13 protein-coding genes, 16 tRNA genes and 2 rRNA genes are annotated in these 16400 nt (G+C 41.0%); 23 read left to right on the top strand and 8 right to left on the bottom strand.

The genetic code is table 11. The features are described 5' to 3' along the window. The 19 genes from G4Z05_RS01355 to G4Z05_RS01265 form a co-directional block, all read left to right on the top strand. Positions 1-203 (top strand): 23S ribosomal RNA (locus G4Z05_RS01355); the annotation flags it as partial. A gap of 95 nt (positions 204-298) precedes the next feature. Further along, positions 299-415: ribosomal RNA gene (gene rrf / locus G4Z05_RS01350) — 5S ribosomal RNA — on the top strand. 41 nt (positions 416-456) lie between these two features. Next, positions 457-531: transfer RNA gene (locus tag G4Z05_RS01345), tRNA-Glu, on the top strand. 5 nt (positions 532-536) lie between these two features. After that, positions 537-612: transfer RNA gene (locus G4Z05_RS01340), tRNA-Val, on the top strand. A gap of 175 nt (positions 613-787) precedes the next feature. Then, positions 788-863 (top strand) — tRNA-Thr (locus G4Z05_RS01335). A gap of 21 nt (positions 864-884) precedes the next feature. Beyond that, positions 885-960: transfer RNA gene (locus G4Z05_RS01330), tRNA-Lys, on the top strand. Between the two features lie 11 nt (positions 961-971). After that, a tRNA-Gly gene (locus G4Z05_RS01325) sits at positions 972-1046 on the top strand. 12 nt (positions 1047-1058) lie between these two features. Then, a tRNA-Arg gene (locus G4Z05_RS01320) sits at positions 1059-1135 on the top strand. Positions 1136-1152: 17 nt separating this feature from the next. Continuing rightward, positions 1153-1229 (top strand) — tRNA-Pro (locus G4Z05_RS01315). Positions 1230-1251: 22 nt separating this feature from the next. Continuing rightward, positions 1252-1325 (top strand) — tRNA-Met (locus G4Z05_RS01310). Between the two features lie 103 nt (positions 1326-1428). Then, positions 1429-1521: transfer RNA gene (locus G4Z05_RS01305), tRNA-Ser, on the top strand. Positions 1522-1538: 17 nt separating this feature from the next. Further along, a tRNA-Asp gene (locus G4Z05_RS01300) sits at positions 1539-1612 on the top strand. A gap of 28 nt (positions 1613-1640) precedes the next feature. Then, positions 1641-1725 (top strand) — tRNA-Tyr (locus G4Z05_RS01295). A 32-nt stretch (positions 1726-1757) separates the two neighbouring features. Further along, positions 1758-1833 (top strand) — tRNA-His (locus G4Z05_RS01290). A 32-nt stretch (positions 1834-1865) separates the two neighbouring features. After that, a tRNA-Gln gene (locus G4Z05_RS01285) sits at positions 1866-1940 on the top strand. A 9-nt stretch (positions 1941-1949) separates the two neighbouring features. Continuing rightward, a tRNA-Cys gene (locus G4Z05_RS01280) sits at positions 1950-2023 on the top strand. Between the two features lie 69 nt (positions 2024-2092). Beyond that, a tRNA-Ile gene (locus tag G4Z05_RS01275) sits at positions 2093-2166 on the top strand. A gap of 152 nt (positions 2167-2318) precedes the next feature. Then, a tRNA-Asn gene (locus G4Z05_RS01270) sits at positions 2319-2393 on the top strand. Between the two features lie 170 nt (positions 2394-2563). Next, entirely contained in the window at positions 2564-3304 is a 741-nt protein-coding gene (locus G4Z05_RS01265; protein WP_163250112.1) for an SIS domain-containing protein, read from the top strand. A gap of 41 nt (positions 3305-3345) precedes the next feature. On the opposite strand, the gene G4Z05_RS01260 is transcribed toward G4Z05_RS01265, so the two are convergent. The 4 genes from G4Z05_RS01260 to G4Z05_RS01245 form a co-directional block, all read right to left on the bottom strand. Continuing rightward, positions 3346-3978 (bottom strand): FMN-dependent NADH-azoreductase, encoded by a 633-nt coding sequence (locus G4Z05_RS01260; protein ID WP_163250111.1) that lies wholly within the window; start codon positions 3976-3978, stop codon positions 3346-3348. A 244-nt stretch (positions 3979-4222) separates the two neighbouring features. Then, a complete protein-coding gene (locus G4Z05_RS01255) occupies positions 4223-5122 on the bottom strand; it encodes a DMT family transporter (RefSeq protein WP_163250110.1) in 900 nt (299 codons plus the stop codon). A gap of 597 nt (positions 5123-5719) precedes the next feature. Continuing rightward, positions 5720-6199 carry a DUF2975 domain-containing protein gene (locus G4Z05_RS01250; protein ID WP_163250109.1) on the bottom strand — a complete coding sequence of 160 codons (480 nt, stop codon included), beginning with the start codon at positions 6197-6199 and terminating at the stop codon, positions 5720-5722. A 3-nt stretch (positions 6200-6202) separates the two neighbouring features. Continuing rightward, the gene (locus G4Z05_RS01245; RefSeq protein WP_163250108.1) at positions 6203-6682 is read right to left on the bottom strand and encodes a DUF2975 domain-containing protein; all 480 of its coding nucleotides are present in this window, start codon (positions 6680-6682) and stop codon (positions 6203-6205) included. Positions 6683-6972: 290 nt separating this feature from the next. On the opposite strand from G4Z05_RS01245, the gene G4Z05_RS01240 reads away from it, so the two are divergent. The 4 genes from G4Z05_RS01240 to G4Z05_RS01225 all read left to right on the top strand — a co-directional run bounded on the left by G4Z05_RS01240 (position 6973) and on the right by G4Z05_RS01225 (position 10886). Then, the gene (locus tag G4Z05_RS01240) at positions 6973-7950 is read left to right on the top strand and encodes a BadF/BadG/BcrA/BcrD ATPase family protein (RefSeq protein ID WP_163250107.1); all 978 of its coding nucleotides are present in this window, start codon (positions 6973-6975) and stop codon (positions 7948-7950) included. A 42-nt stretch (positions 7951-7992) separates the two neighbouring features. Then, positions 7993-9048 (top strand): serine hydrolase domain-containing protein, encoded by a 1056-nt coding sequence (locus G4Z05_RS01235; protein WP_420872896.1) that lies wholly within the window; start codon positions 7993-7995, stop codon positions 9046-9048. Between the two features lie 96 nt (positions 9049-9144). Then, positions 9145-10071, top strand: coding sequence for a DMT family transporter (locus G4Z05_RS01230; RefSeq protein WP_163250105.1), 927 nt, complete (start codon positions 9145-9147; stop codon positions 10069-10071). Positions 10072-10145: 74 nt separating this feature from the next. Continuing rightward, positions 10146-10886: a polysaccharide deacetylase family protein gene (locus G4Z05_RS01225; RefSeq protein ID WP_163250104.1), complete on the top strand. Its 741-nt coding sequence runs from the start codon at positions 10146-10148 to the stop codon at positions 10884-10886. A gap of 751 nt (positions 10887-11637) precedes the next feature. Here G4Z05_RS01225 and G4Z05_RS01220 read toward each other — a convergent pair. The 4 genes from G4Z05_RS01220 to G4Z05_RS01205 all read right to left on the bottom strand — a co-directional run bounded on the left by G4Z05_RS01220 (position 11638) and on the right by G4Z05_RS01205 (position 16388). Continuing rightward, positions 11638-12852 (bottom strand): aminotransferase, encoded by a 1215-nt coding sequence (locus tag G4Z05_RS01220; RefSeq protein WP_163250103.1) that lies wholly within the window; start codon positions 12850-12852, stop codon positions 11638-11640. Further along, entirely contained in the window at positions 12849-13352 is a 504-nt protein-coding gene (locus G4Z05_RS01215) for an Lrp/AsnC family transcriptional regulator (RefSeq protein WP_163250102.1), read from the bottom strand. Before G4Z05_RS01215 ends, G4Z05_RS01220 begins: the two co-directional genes overlap by 4 nt. A gap of 376 nt (positions 13353-13728) precedes the next feature. Further along, the gene (locus G4Z05_RS01210; protein ID WP_163250101.1) at positions 13729-14538 is read right to left on the bottom strand and encodes an N-acetylmuramoyl-L-alanine amidase; all 810 of its coding nucleotides are present in this window, start codon (positions 14536-14538) and stop codon (positions 13729-13731) included. 314 nt (positions 14539-14852) lie between these two features. Beyond that, a complete protein-coding gene (locus G4Z05_RS01205; RefSeq protein WP_163250100.1) occupies positions 14853-16388 on the bottom strand; it encodes an N-acetylmuramoyl-L-alanine amidase in 1536 nt (511 codons plus the stop codon). Positions 16389-16400 lie beyond the last annotated feature (12 nt).

Below are 16400 nucleotides of genomic sequence, written 5' to 3'. Positions count from 1 at the left end.
TCTTGCCAAAGGCACCGCTGGGTAGCTATGTGCGGAAGGGATAAGTGCTGAAAGCATCTAAGCATGAAGCCCCCCTCAAGATGAGATTTCCCATAGCGTTAAGCTAGTAAGATCCCTGAAAGATGATCAGGTTGATAGGTCAGAGGTGGAAGCACGGTGACGTGTGGAGCTGACTGATACTAATCGATCGAGGACTTAACCAAGTATAAAAGTGATTGATTTCGCTTTTGGCGTACTCGTTCTTCCAGACTTCTTCTGTATTATCTAGTTTTGAGGGAATGAACCTCAATTAAATAGGTCCGGTGGTAATGGCGAGAAGGTCACACCCGTTCCCATACCGAACACGGAAGTTAAGCTTCTCAGCGCCGATGGTAGTTGGGGCGAAAGCCCCTGTGAGAGTAGGACGCTGCCGGGCCAATCCCCAATAGGGATTATAAATTTGTTAAAATGAATATTGGCCCCTTGGTCAAGTGGTTAAGACACCGCCCTTTCACGGCGGTAACACGGGTTCGAATCCCGTAGGGGTCACCATCTATGGAGGATTAGCTCAGCTGGGAGAGCATCTGCCTTACAAGCAGAGGGTCGGCGGTTCGATCCCGTCATCCTCCACCATAATTATTTCTAATTAAATATATGCCGGCTTAGCTCAATTGGTAGAGCACGGCCGAATGAACATCTGGAATTAGCTTCAGCATACCGACCGAGCTGCCGCTTGAAATAGCTCACTGAGGTCGGGATGACGAAAATAAAGTACGTGTTGTAATAATTTTTTAAACGAATAAGAAATGCCGGCTTAGCTCAATTGGTAGAGCAACTGACTTGTAATCAGTAGGTTGGGGGTTCAAGTCCTCTAGCCGGCACCATTAATTTTTTTTGCCTTTTTTGAGCCATTAGCTCAGTTGGTAGAGCATCTGACTTTTAATCAGAGGGTCGAAGGTTCGAGTCCTTCATGGCTCACCATTGAAACTATTGCGGAAGTAGTTCAGTGGTAGAACACCACCTTGCCAAGGTGGGGGTCGCGGGTTCGAATCCCGTCTTCCGCTCCATTAAACAAATACGCGCCCGTAGCTCAATTGGATAGAGCGTCTGACTACGGATCAGAAGGTTATGGGTTCGACTCCTGTCGGGCGCGCCACTTATATAAAACAATTTCGGGAAGTAGCTCAGCTTGGTAGAGCACTTGGTTTGGGACCAAGGGGTCGCAGGTTCGAATCCTGTCTTCCCGACCAGTCGAAAGCTTATTTTCATAATGGCGGCGTAGCTCAGCTGGCTAGAGCGTACGGTTCATACCCGTAAGGTCGGGGGTTCGATCCCCTCCGCCGCTATAAAAATCCAACCTATGGAGTGTACCTTCACTAAGCTAGTAATTTGATGAATAAGGCTTATTACTGCTGCCGCTGGTATGATTTCTATAGGTTTTGTTAATATGGAGGAATACCCAAGTCTGGCTGAAGGGGTCGGTCTTGAAAACCGAGAGGCGGTGAAAGCCGCGCGGGGGTTCGAATCCCTCTTCCTCCGCCATATACATATTTGTTCATGGTCTGGTAGTTCAGTTGGTTAGAATGCCTGCCTGTCACGCAGGAGGTCGCGGGTTCGAGTCCCGTCCAGACCGTTCTTTCATCTAATTAGATAGATTTCATGGAGGGGTAGCGAAGTGGCTAAACGCGGCGGACTGTAAATCCGCTCCCTCAGGGTTCGGCGGTTCGAATCCGTCCCCCTCCACCATTTATCATTTCATACTCTATTTCTTTGTCGTGGCGGTTGTGGCGAAGTGGTTAACGCACCAGATTGTGGCTCTGGCATTCGTGGGTTCGATTCCCATCAATCGCCCCATTTATGATATCATTTCTTTGAAGTTTGATTATTGGGCTATAGCCAAGCGGTAAGGCAACGGACTTTGACTCCGTGATTCGCTGGTTCGAATCCAGCTAGCCCAGCCACTTATGAATGGCAGCATAGCCAAGTGGTAAGGCAGAGGTCTGCAAAACCTTTATCCCCGGTTCGAATCCGGGTGCTGCCTCCAGAATTATGTAAATAAGATGATAAATTTTTGTTAAAAAATGTTGAAAAAGTTTATAAATTGTATTATAATGGGCCTATAGCTCAGCTGGTTAGAGCGCACGCCTGATAAGCGTGAGGTCGATGGTTCAAGTCCATTTAGGCCCATCATTTATATAATTATTCCGCAGTAGCTCAGTGGTAGAGACGAGCAATACTTCAAGAATTAGCTGCGAGTTGTACACGCCGAGCCGCTTCTTGAATTTGCTTTCTGAGGCGGGGACACAAATTATGCCAAGAGTATGTTGAATTCTTAATATTCCGCAGTAGCTCAGTGGTAGAGCTATCGGCTGTTAACCGATCGGTCGCAGGTTCGAATCCTGCCTGCGGAGCCATTTATTTTAATAATAAGTTTAGGTAATTTATACATATATGATTTTGCTCCCTTTATGAAAGGGAGCTTTTTTATTATTATTGAAAGTATCTATAGTCATTTAAGAAAGATTCAATGGGGCTTTTTTGTATAGATGAACGCGGGTAATATATTTGGTAGGGGCTGATTCGGATGCTTGCTCAATATTTTGAAATAGCGAAGAATAAAATTGAATTAGTGGAAAAGACAGAGAAAGGGAAAATGCAAAAAGTAGCGGAAAAGGTGGCGGAAGTGATCCAAAAAGGTGGAATTATCCAGCTTTTTGGCTGCGGCCATTCCCATCTATTAACAGAAGAAGTGTTTTATCGGGCAGGTGGTCTTGTACCGATTAAACCTATTTTTGTAGAACCTTTAATGCTCCATGAAGGAGCGTTACGTTCGTCACAATTGGAACGTCAAAATGATTATGCTGCAGAGTTTTTACATCAACAAGATATTCGCCCAGAGGATCTTGTATTTGTTTTATCTACCTCTGGACGCAATCCTGTACCAGTGGATGTGGCATTGTTCGCAAAGGAAAAGGGGGCTTTTGTGGTAGGGATTACTTCACTGGAATACTCGAAAAGCCAGCCTTCTCGCCATAAGAGTGGACAGCATTTATACAATTCTGTAGATGTTGTGATAGATAATCATTCCTCAAAAGGGGATGCCGCGTTATCATATGAAAAAGTAATGGAACCATTTGGGGCGACTTCCACCGTGACAGGAGCGGTTATTTTGAATGCTGTATTAGCGGAAGCCATTAAGATTATGGCGGATAACGGTTTCCAGCCACCCGTTTTCTTGAGCGGTAATATAGATGGAGCTGATGACCATAATCATCAATTAATAGAAAAGTATCGTGGGAGAATTCCATTACTATTAAATGCATAAAAAAGGCGGGAACGTATCCCGCCTATTCAAATAAATTCGTTTTATACTGGAACAGCTGATAGTTTTTTAGCTGCTTCTGCTACTTTTTCCAAACCTTCTTTAATAATGCGTTCTGCTTGATCTGGGGCAGCATTGTGTCCTTCAATAATGATTTCATCTATCATTTCCATTCCAAAGAAGTTAACGACATTCTTTATATAATTAGCTGCCATTTCCATTGGCGCTGTTTCTGGTGTGGAGTAAATACCACCACGTGCACTTAAAATCATTGCTTTTTTGTCTTTCATTAAGCCGACTAATTGGCCATTTTCATCATATTTGAAAGAAAAGCCACTTTGGAAGATATAATCAATGAAAGTCTGTAATTTAGCAGGGATCGTTAAATTCCAAAGAGGGAAGGCAAAGACAACAACATCTGCCGCAGAGAAAGCATCCATCGCTTTTTGTTTTGCGGCTAGAATTCGTTGTTCAATGTCTGTCAATGCTTCACCGGATTGTGTTTTTGCAAAAGCATTAAATAAATCTTGTCCGAAATAAGGCATATCTTCGGCAAAGACATCGAAAGTCGTTACGTTCACGCCTTCTAAATTCTCGATGAATGTTTCATACATTTTACTAGAAACAGCTTCAGAAGCTGGACGATTATTACCTTTAACTACTAAAATGTTCTTCATTGTCATTCTCCTTTAGGTTTTACTTAGAAGTAAAATATTTCGAATTAATAATATATGAATTTGTAATATACGTCAAACGAAAAACAAGATTATTTTTTTGGTAAAATTAGTATTACTTTGTCAGTAAGGTAAAGACCCTCTCCAAAAAGAATTGTTTTGTGGGCATATGCTCTATCGGAAATAAATAAGCTCTCCGATCATTTCTATCGAAGAGCTTATTTTTAAAAATAAAAATGCGGGGACCTTATTGTGATAAAGTACTCGATGCTTGTTTTCCTTCTCCTTTTTGTTTTTGTGTCATAAAGAAGAAGACTCCTAAAAGAACGAGGACTCCTCCGGCAATCTGCCAGTTTGTGAGCTGTTCGCCAAGAATGAGGAAAGCTAGAATTGTGGAGCCTACTGGTTCTCCTAAAATACTCATCGAAATGGTAGTAGCGTTGACATAATTTAATAGCCAATTGTTAATGACATGGCTAATGGTCGGAACAATGGCTAGTAGTAGGAAAATTCCCCATTCTCGTGCTGGATAGGTGGTAAAAGGCACATTGGTTACTAGATTGTAGATGACAAGAACAATAGAAGCACTTCCAAATACACAAAAACTATAAATCCAGTGGGATAATTGTTTGACGATTGTTTGTCCAATAAATAAGTAACCCACAACGGCGATTACGCTAAAGAAGGAGAGAATGTCTCCTTTGATGGCTGTTTGACTTAGCCCGAAGTCCCCCCAGCCGATCATCATCGCTCCAGCAATGGCAATTCCCATCGTGGCTAAGGCTGTCGCATTGGTCCGTTCTTTAAAAAGGAAGAATCCGCCTACTAACGATATCATCGGCTGCAAGGCAAGGATGATGGTGGAGCTTGCCACTGTAGTAAACTTTAAAGAGCCGAACCAAAGCACGAAATGAAAAGCTAAAAACACGCCAGAAAAAAATAAAAAAGCGCCATTTGTCGTATTGATTTTTCTCCATTCGTGCCGGTTTAGCCAAACCATCGGTGTTAATAATAAACTAGCAAATATCATGCGATACATACTTAGTATCGATGCCGGGGCATCTGACCATTTGACAAAAATGGCTGAAAAGGAAATGGCAATGATCGATATCATGAGCGGTAAACTGATGGATCTTGGTGCTTTCATGTTAACTTCCTTTCTAGAACTTCCGTTGGAAACGGTAGATAATGGTTCCGAAATCAATTTATTTACGAACATACTATATCATATTTATCGATCTTTATTTTGGCTTTTTTTAATAAGAAGTTCATAGAATGATTGAATAATGGTGAGTGTTGTATACGATTTTCATGTTCAATATATTGTATTGAAAATATGTTTTGCATTTTTTAAATGTGTTTCGAGTCGGTCAACCGTTCAAAGACGACTTGAATTATTAGTAGAAAAAGCTGGATATATAAAAGGGAAGTAACGGCAGTTTTTTGATGAATTCCTCCACTTTATTTCGTATCCTTATGGAAGAATAAGAATAAAAATTAAGAAGGACTTTAACAAACAACAGGTTCTTGTCGCTAATTTCATTGCTATTCTTAGTGGAAGTCTCTGAGTAAATAACATCATAAACGTAAAGGCGATATAGCTTATATGACTATCCCTTTTATTCTTTATCGACTCAATATAAATGGATTGTCTGATTTATTGAATGTCTTCGTCACTTTGGTACTCCCAAATATCATCTGGCTAACCTCATATTCATAAATTCTTAATTGCCATATCCTTCATCTAGATCGTCAAATCATTTTCTGATTTTATGTTAATCGCTTCTTGTAGAAGCCGTTGGAGCATAACAGCAAAAACGGCGATAACCAACGAAGCAAAAATGATGATGAGTCCTATAAATCCAAAAGGAGGATCAACTTTCTTCCCTATAAAATATAAGAGTGGCAAGCCGATTCCATACAAACCACTGATGGCCATCGCACAGTACTTTATGTTCTTTAATGCCTGTACAGATAATTCCGAGAACGCTGCCTTTTTGTCAATGTACCGTAAAAGGTTAAAAGCTTGATAGAGAGCAAAGTAAAAAGGCACAGCTGCTCCATCCATCACGATGAAAACGAAATCTTTCATATAAGCTTTATCTGGATACAATTCTCCAACAAAATTCCCAAACTTAGGCACTAAAATGAGGCACAATGCAAGAATCGCCATTCCAATTAGAATAATTGCTAATTTTAAAAACAAAATGGATGTATTTTTCATTTATCATTCCGCTTTTTTATCTAGGAAATCTTTGATTGGCTTTTGAAGTACGTCCATCATGGCTGCAATGATACTTGTTGCCAAAATACCCATTAAACTTAATGAAATGGGACCTGCCGCATCCTCACCTGTCACTTTTACAAGCACCGCTAAGCTTACGATTCCTAACAAAATGAGGAAAATAATTGTAAAAGCACATTTTTTTATAACCTTTAAAGATTTAAGGGATAACTCGGAAAAAGCATTGTTCCTTTCGATATAGGTTAATAGTTTAAATGCTTGGAATAATGCAATAGAAAAGGTAATACAAAATCCATATGCACATACTAAAAAAGGAATGAGAAAATAGGCTGTATCTGGATGTGTCTTTGCATCTTTCATGGCCATTTCAGGTAACCAATAGATACACAAAGTTAATATCGCCACTCCAATCAGAAAAATAATGACCTTTAAAAAAGTGGTTGAACCATTTTTAACCCTCATTTAAAAGCACCTCACTGATTTCATGATAAAGTGACTATAACATATGTTTTATCGTTTTACAATAAATTATTATTGTATTTAATTATATTATTATTGTTATTAATATACATTCATTCCATTTCTAGATGAAATGGAGTCGATTTATTTAGAGTGAAGTAAGTTATCGCTAATAAACGATTTCACGTCATTCTACTAAGAATTGATGGTAGGTTTTTATCAATCTCCCAACTAATATTTATCTGAATTGTGTTAATATTTAAAGTATATCCGTGGACAGGGAGGGAAGTTTTGTGTTTGTTCTTGGTATTGATGGGGGAGGGACAAAAACCATTGGCGTCCTGTGTGATCATCATGGGCGGGTGTATTCTCGTGCCGTCGTTGGACCGACCAATCCCAATAGCTTAGGATATGATCGAGTAGAAACAGAGATTCAAAAACTACTAGATAGTATTAGAGAACAGACACCAGATTGCTTTGCGAAGGTGACTAGCTTTTTTGCAGGAATGTCGGGAGGTGACAGGGAAGAGGATAAGAGGAGAATGAGCGGACTTTTTCAACAATACTTGCCCAAAGGTTGTCAAGTTCAGGTGGATCATGATGCGGTGAATGCACTATATTCAGGAACATTGGGAAAACCGGGTGTGGTTCATATTAGTGGAACGGGATCCATTACATTTGGTATTCGTGCACAAAACATCCGTACAAGAGTGGGAGGATGGGGGTTTTTATTAGGGGATCCGGGGAGTGGTTATTCGATTGGCCATCGGGCTGTAAAAGCCATTTTTGATGAATTTGATGGAATAGGAGAAAAGACGATCTTAACTTCCTTTATCCTCAATCATTTTCACTTGGGCCATGTACCGGGGTTAATCCCAATTATTTATGATATGAAAAAAGCAAGGGAAATCCTAGCTTCTTTAAGTCGATTCGTGTTTCTGGCTGCCGAACAAGGGGATCATGTTGCTAAACAAATTCTATATAAAGCTGGCCAGGAGATGGCTATGTCCATTCGGGCCCTCATTTTAAAATTACATCAAGATGAACCGAACCATGAAACCATTCCTGTTGTTTTGGCAGGCGGGATTTTTCATAAGGCGGATTGGTTTGTCCCAGTCATTGAAGAAATTCTGCAATTTGATCATCTGCAAACGAAGCTTATTTTACCAGAATTGCCTCCCGTGGCCGGTTCTGTCATAGCGGCCCTGCAGCAGGCTGGTGTGAATATTACCGATTCTTTCATCCATTCCTTTAAACAGGAGGCATCATGATGAATCCGGAAAAAGATTGCCACCTAATCAAGGGAAATGGTGGTGAATGACTTGAAAACGAAAGTTGTTGATTTTTTGCAAAAGGAAGTGGACCTAAAGCATATTCCAGGTGCGGTCATTCATATTTCCTATCAAAAGCAAGTGATTTTGCAGGAGGCGATTGGGTATAGAAGGGTGTTCCCCGAGAAGGAACCGATGGAACTAGATACAGTGTTCGATCTTGCTTCATTGACTAAGGTAGTGGCGACATTGCCCGTGACATTAAAGCTACTGGAAAATGGAGACATTCGTTTGGATGATCCGGTTTCTTATTTTATCCCATCGTTTGGTCAAAATGGCAAGGAATCGATTACGATTAGACATTTGCTTACCCACACTTCTGGTCTCCCTGCACATAAGCAATATTATTTAGAGAATTTGAACGCGGAGCAGATTTTTACGAAAATTTGTCAACAGGAGCTAGAAGCGCCGATTGGCCAAAAAGTCATTTATTCGGATTTAGGATTGATTACCCTTTATAGAGTAATAGAAACGATAACAAGCGAGAAATTTGATAAATATGTAAAACAGGAAATTTTTGAACCACTAGGCATGATAGATACCGGATTTAATCCCACTTTTCCTAAACAACGTTTTGCGGCAACGGAATATAGTGAGAAATTACAAGATTATAAGTGTGGGATAGTCCATGATGAAAATACGGAGAGTATGGGCGGTGTCAGTGGGCATGCTGGCCTTTTTTCTACGATATCCGATTTGGCGAAATTTGCTTCGATGATTGAAAATCACGGTGTCTATCAAGGGAAAAGAATGTTATCAGAGCCGGCTCTGCGACTAGCGAGGAAAAATTTCACCCCATTTGATCAAGAATATCGTGGCTTAGGGTGGATCTTGAAGAGTCCGGTCAATTCATCCTGTGGCGACTTTTTTTCACCTTTTTCATACGGACATACCGGCTTTACGGGGACAAGTATTTGGTTTGACCCGGAAATAGATCTCCATGTGATCCTGTTAACCAATCGGGTTCATTTTGGACGTCAAGACCATATATTACGAATTCGGCCGAGACTACATAATATGATTCGTGCGCATCTTTAAATATCCGATTTGCCCCTTCATTTTGGATCATTCTTTTTCATTGAAGGATTTCGGTTACCGTGATAATATTGGGTAAATATGGAAGGGGTGAAGGGGTTGAACACAAAGAGTTTTCTATTCGCATCGATCACAGTCATCATTTGGGCATCTTCTTTCCCGGCCATTCGGATGATTTTGCATGAAGGCTATTCACCTGGACATCTCGTCTTAACCCGGTATTTTATTGCCTCTATCATTTTTGCGATTTATGCGATGTGGCCAGGGGTGAAATTTCGCCTTCCTGAAAAAAAGGATCTCCTTCAAATAGCTGTTCTTGGGTGGACGGGGATTAGTCTTTATCATATAGGAGTGACATTCGGTGAAGAAACAGTTTCAGCTGGTACGACTGGAATGATTGTTGGTGCTGCACCGATTTTCACCTCCTTAATTGCCGTATTTTTTTTAAAAGAAAGAATTCGTTTGTTCGGCTGGCTAGGATTGGTTTTAGGATTTGTGGGAATTGCGATCATTACGATGGCCGGCTCAGCAGGACCGGTTTTTCAGTTGAATAAAGGGGTTCTCTTCATCTTAATGGCTACTTGTGCAACCGCTGTGATGTTTGCTTACCAGAAACCATTGTTAAAACGCTATTCATCCATTGAATTGACCGCTTATTTCACTTGGGTGGGAACAATCCCGTTTTTTTTCTTTTCTCCTGGATGGATAGAGGGTCTTCAACAAGCGACACTGGAGGCACATTTAGCAACGATTTTTATAGGTATCTTTCCAACTGTGATTGGATATGTCACTTGGGGACTCGCACTTTCTTCTGGAAAAGCAAGCTCCGTTACAAGCATGTTATATATTGAACCGGTATTCGTCATTGTTCTGGCATGGCTTTGGTTGAACGAGTGGCCAAATATGGTTACCCTTATTGGCGGCGCTCTTGCTATCTCTGGGGTCTTGGTCATTCATATGTTAGGTTCCAAATCGTTTCGCCAGAGAAAACAAAACAGGCCCCATACTGGGACGATTAAATGTTAAAGAGCAAGGTCAATAATTAGGAAATGTTAGCGGAATAATAAGTGGAGAATTCTTCCGAAATCAGGTGAAATAAGATGAAAACATACTTATTATTCTTGCTAGCATTTTTTTATTTTGGATGGGGGCTATCTGTTTCACCGGTAGCTGCCCAGCAGAAAGTACCCATTTTCGTTTATCATTCGATTGCTGAATATACAGGGACGGGGGAGAAGGAGTTATATGTAACCCCTGAACAATTTGAAAAGCAGATGAAGTATTTGCGAGACCATGGCTTTACTTTCTTAACTTTTGAACAATGGGATGATTGGAAAACCGTAAAAAAACCGGTTTTTATCACTTTTGATGATGGATATAAAAATAATTGGAAAGCCTTTGAGATTTTTCAAAAACTAAAGACTCCATCTTTTCACCCTGTTGGTACCATTTTTGTCATATCTGATTTTATCGGTTGGCCCAATCGTTTATCAGCTGAGGATTTAAAAAAAATGGCTGAATCAGGATTTTTCTCTATTCAGTCCCATACCGCAACTCATCCGGATTTAACGAAACTATCAAAATTTACCCATGAATTGAAGGATTCTAAAGAAAAGATAGAACGAATCACCGGCAAGCCGGTGGTGGCGTTAAGTTATCCATACGGAAGCTTTAATGACAAAGTCGTGGAAGAAACAAAGAAGTATTACCAATTCGGTATAACCACCACCCCTGAGCTGTATTCGGAAAAAGGGATACAAAATGAACGATACTATATTCCACGTCTTTATGTTAAATATTCCACAACTCTCGAAGAATTTGCCAAGTTAGTCGGAAACTAAGGGATGAATAGGGGGGTGTGGAACGTTTTGCCTGATCATATTCATTGAATCTCACTTTCATGACGAATGGTGGAAAGACAGGTACGGGAATATTCAGTGAATGGATCAATAGATTGAAAAGCGCAAGAACTCAAATGAGGGAAAAATAAAAAAAGCGAAGGATTCTCACATTCATGAGACCTGCGCTTTTTTTAAGATAAGAAAATCATTTCTACTTTGAAAATGGTTAGTACAAGTGCCTTATGCTATGAAAAGAGAGGGATTTTGTTTTGGATCATCACTATAAAAACCTATTAATGAGGCTTTGTAAAGCCGAAAGTATCTTCCCTCGAAGGCTTAGGTTTGAGCAAATTGAAGATTTTGTAATTATTCAAGTAAAAAATAAATTAAAAGAAGGAGTAGATTTAGAATGCTTTAAAATCTTAAATTTAATCCATCAAACAGTTATACCTTTAGGAATACGATTCGACCAACAATTATACTTATATCCAGGAGGACATAGATTAGATAAAGTAGTAATCATGTTTAATAAAGAGGACTACATACTTTTTAAATAATAAATTGGAAAAGGGTGAAATCTGAAGTGGGAAAAAACGCCATCCCCTAGAGGAGAGGCGTTTTCTAACAAAAAAAGAAGGATTTTTCGACTTCGAGAATTGTCTAGCGTCAGTCCCTAGCGGCGAAAAAACGTCACTCTTCGCCCTACAATAAGTCAACATCGAATCGCTTTGCTCTTCGTGTTTCCTATATCTCAGTTGGAGACCTCCGCTGGACATTTCTCTTTTCTGTTTATTTTTATTGTTTCAATGAATCGCTGGATTCGCTTCATTGCTTCTTGTAGTTGTTGCATGGAGGTGGCGTAACTACAGCGAATGAATCCTTCTCCGCTTTCACCGAACACATTGCCTGGTACGACTGCCACCTTTTCTTGCATGAGCAGCTCTTCTGCGAATTGTTCGGAACTTAGTCCGGTTGACTTGATGGAAGGGAACACGTAAAATGCTCCGCCTGGCATATGGCAGTCCAGCCCCATTTCGTTTAGTGTCTGTACCATATAATTGCGACGTCTTCGGTAGCTGGCGCGCATGGTTTCTACTTCATGGTAGCCGTTTCGAAGCGCCTCAATGGCCCCGTGTTGCATCATGTGAGGGGCACACATGGTTGTGTATTGGAATATCTTTAGCATCACCGATACTAGTTCACTTGGTGCGGCAAGGAAACCAAGACGCCAGCCAGTCATTGCGAAGCCTTTTGAGAAACCGTTGATTAAAATCGTCCGTTCATACATACCTTTCACCGCCGCGAAGCTGGTGTATGGCTCATCTTCATATACAAGCTCAGAATAAATTTCGTCAGAAAGGACGATGAGGTCATGTTTTTCAATGACTTCTGCAATGGCTTCAAGTTCGGACTTGTTTAGCATACTGCCAGTAGGATTATTTGGTGAGCACAGTAAGATGGCTTTTGTCCGTTCTGTGATGGCTGCCTCTAATTGCTCTGGAGTCACCTTAAAACCATTTTCCGGAGAAGTGGAGATGGCAACCGGCTTCCCACCCGCAATGGACACCAATGGTGCGTACGAAACGAAGGTTGGCTCGACAATGAGCACCTCATCTCCTTGATTCAAAATGGCCCGAAAGGCAAGATCAAGCGCCTGGCTCGCACCAATTGTCACGATAATTTGGTTGGTTGGGTCATACTGAACGCCAAATCGCGTGCTTAAATACTTGGAAATTTCCTCACGTAGTTCAAGTAGCCCAGCGTTGGCCGTATAGGATGTGTAACCTTGCTCCAGTGAAAGGATGGCGGCTTCTCGAGTGCCCCAAGGGGTAATAAAATCCGGTTCTCCCACGCCAAGGGAGATGACGCCTTCCATGCTCGCGGCCAGATCAAAAAACTTCCGAATACCAGACGGTTTTAAGTCTTTTACTACTTCTGAGAAATAATGCGAATACTCGTGTTTCATGGGGATACCACCATTCTGCGGTCTTTCTCGTCTCCGCCTTCAAAAATGACTCCATCATGTTTATATTTTTTCAACATAAAATGGGTGGTCGTTGACACGACACTTTCGATGGGCGACAATTTTTCTGAAACAAATTTGGCAATTTGTTGCATCGTTTTTCCTTCTACGGTGATGGAAAGGTCGTAGGCACCAGACATTAAATAGAGAGAGGATACCTCCGGAAAACGAGCAATCCGTTCAGCGACCTCGTCAAATCCAACCCCACGTTTTGGCGTGACCTTGACATCGATCATCGCGACCACATTTTCTTGTCCATCGACCTTGCTCCAATCAATTAATGTTGGATAGCTTATAATAATTTTTTGATCTTCTAGTTTTTTAATCGTTTTTTTCACCGTTTCTTCGCTGACCATGGCCATGGCAGCAATCGTTTCTACGGGCAGACGATGATTTTCTTCTATTATCTTTAAAATTTCTAATTCTTCATGAGTTAGTTTCATTTTTGCAGCTCCTTAGCTTTTCATAATACTCTGATTTTAATCCTAACAGGGAGGTTCTGTCCAATGGAATTGTACCCTTTTATGTAAATTTTATTATAGTAGGAAAATATTTATTTCATTTTTTTGAAAACTAGAATGAATTAGTATTTTAGTATTACGTGTTTGGAGGGAAGGACTTGAATTTCATGCATATAGGGTCTCTTTACCTCGTCCTTTTCCCTTTGAACCCGCCCATAAGAGAAGCGAGTCGTATTTTTAGGAGTCTAACAAGCCTTCTGTAACATCTACTACTATGACCTTTTATACAGTCTTTTAAAAAAATAGGGCTGCCCTTTTTCTATAAGGCAGCCAGTATGATGACATGATAAAAACTTTATTACGTTATGATGAAAACATCTTTGAACCCGGATTTTTTGAGATGAGCCATTTGTTGTTCCGCGTTCCTTCGGTTAGAATAGACTCCTACTTGCGCACGATACCACGTATCACCTGAAATATTAGCGGTTTCTACTAATGCTTCAAATCCTTTTGCTTGTAGGTCTGCAACACGACTCTTTGCATTGTTCAAGGATCGAAAGGACCCGGCAATGATTTTATAGGATGTGCCAAGGTTAGGAATGGTTGGCACAGGGGAGGATTTTCTTTGTAGTTGAAAGGCGATGGCAAGACCATTGGCATGTCCTTTGGCCACGTTTTGCCGCCAAGAGGGTTGTTTCATAAGTGCCGCATCTTGGCTATTGCTAATAAAGCCATTTTCCGTTAATAGGGCTGGCATGGTTGTCTCACGTAATACATGAAAATTTGCTTTTTTCAAGCCGCGGTCTTTTAGGCCATTCATTTTGATGACTTCATCATGGATCATCTTTTGAAACTTGGCTGCTTTCGATGAGTTGGAAAGGCCGGAATAAATGAAATCCTCATATCCGCAAGCCGAACGATCAGCTGCATTCATATGAATGGATAAATAAAAATCTGCTCCCCATGCATTGGCCTCATTCGAACGAGCAAGTAAACTCTTTGTTATATCGCTTGTCCGACTCAATTTCACCTCCACCTTTTCATAATTATTCAAAAGAATTTCTCGAAGTCTCAGTGCAATATCTAACGTAATATCCTTTTCGCTTAATCCATTCCCCTTGGCACCAGGATCTCTGCCCCCATGCCCTGGATCCAAATAAAGTTTCATCCGATCATCTCCCTTTTTCTTATTTTTTACAAATGATGTCAAGGACATATTTGTACGCGTACAGTAGACAAATTTTTTGAAACGAATGGAATGTACACGTAGGGTGGACAAAACAATTTGTGGTGTCCTGACACCTTTTATATAGGAAATAGAAGGGGAGATGGACAGGGGGGAGGTGGAATTTTTTTATCGGAAGGGGTGAGTGAAACTAATCAAACGTTTAATTGGGAAGGTTGGATGATTTTGATTGGGATAGAATGAACCAAACGTTTGATTAGTTTATTTACGATGATGAAGACAACCATATTAGGAATTTATGACTGAATCTCTTTTTGAAGATTTTCAAGGTTTTCGGCAGAGAAGCGAAGCATGCGTTTATACAGGTCTAAGATGGATTGTCCATAGGTGGTGCCTGGTACTGCCCATTTTCCGTTTAAATCGGTCCATGTTGGAGCAGAACCTCTTTCCACTAAGTGAAAGCGCGGGTCTACTAATGGATATTGATTTGGTAATGGGTTGGCGGTGGCATAGGCAAATAGATGCTGCAAATGGGCGATGACACCTTCTTCTGGTGTTTGAAAAGTAGCTCCTGAACGATCAGGCCCTGTTGCACCAATTCCCGCATAGTTATTTTGACTAAGCTGAACGATTCCTGTAAAACGAAAATAGTCTGTTTCATGAAGGGCTTGGGCAAAGGCGATGTCCCCTCGAATTCCATAATATTCTCCAATGGTGAAATACAGATTACCCAGTTCAGGGGCATTAGGATTGACGGTTTTTACAAATTCGTTCATTTGGTTAGGAGACAAAATGGTTGGGCCGAGAATCGAATACCCTTGGGTACTTGGTGGTGGCGGCGTGTTACCTGAATTTTCGCCGTTATTTTCATTTTGTCCGTTGCCAGCTCCTCCGGTAGAACCACTGTTCGAGCCTGTACTAGAGCCACTGCCATTGCTACTAGGTGGGCTAGCAGGCGATGAACCATTATGGTTTCCACTGCTGCCTCCATCATCAACTACAATGAATGAATCCGTAAATCCAGCTTTTTTCACAAGTGTTAAATGCTTGTCTGCATTTTCGCGACTTGAAAATGCACCTACCTGTACACGATACCAGATGGTTCCAGAAATCGTTGTTGTCACTACAAAAGCATCAAATCCCTTGGCTCGCAGTAGGGTTATTTGTTCGTCTGCATTTTTTCTTTCCTTAAACGACCCAGCCATTACTTTATAAAGTACCCCAGGCTTTGGTTGGTTTTGACCTGGTGCCGGCTTTGGCGCAGGAGTAGGTACGGGGTTGGTTACTGTCTTTCTTTTTAAATTGAAAGCAATGGCTAATGCATTTGCATGTCCCCGGGCTACTTTTTGCCGCCATGACGACTGTTTCATCAATGTCGCGTCATGCGCATTGCTAATAAAGCCATTTTCGGTTAGAACGGCAGGCATTTTTGATTCCCTTAATACATGAAAATTGGCCTGTTTTTTGCCACGGTCCTTCAGTTCATTCACTTTCATGACCTCAGCATGGATGATATCTCGAATTCTCTTGGATTCGGAAGAGGCACTAGGATAAATATAGTCTTCATAGCCTTGGGCTGAGCTACCGGCAGCATTGATGTGAATGGAAAGATAAAAGTCGGCCCCAAATGCATTGGCTTCCTGTGTTCTTTGGCTTAAACTCTTGGTGGTATCCCCGGTACGACTCATGCGTATTTCTACATTTTGAAACTCATTCAACAAAATATCACGAAGCTTCAGCGCAATATCTAACGTTATATCCTTTTCATTCAGTCCATGGCCTTGAGCACCCGGATCCGAGCCGCCGTGCCCTGGATCTAAATAAAGCTTCATTTCCTTTCCTCC

Origin of the sequence: Neobacillus thermocopriae (assembly GCF_010975035.1) — a bacterium.
In the GTDB taxonomy this organism is placed as follows: domain Bacteria; phylum Bacillota; class Bacilli; order Bacillales; family Cytobacillaceae; genus Neobacillus; species Neobacillus thermocopriae.
Note: the sequence above shows the minus strand (reverse complement) of the source record. Positions and strands in the feature narration are given on the sequence as shown.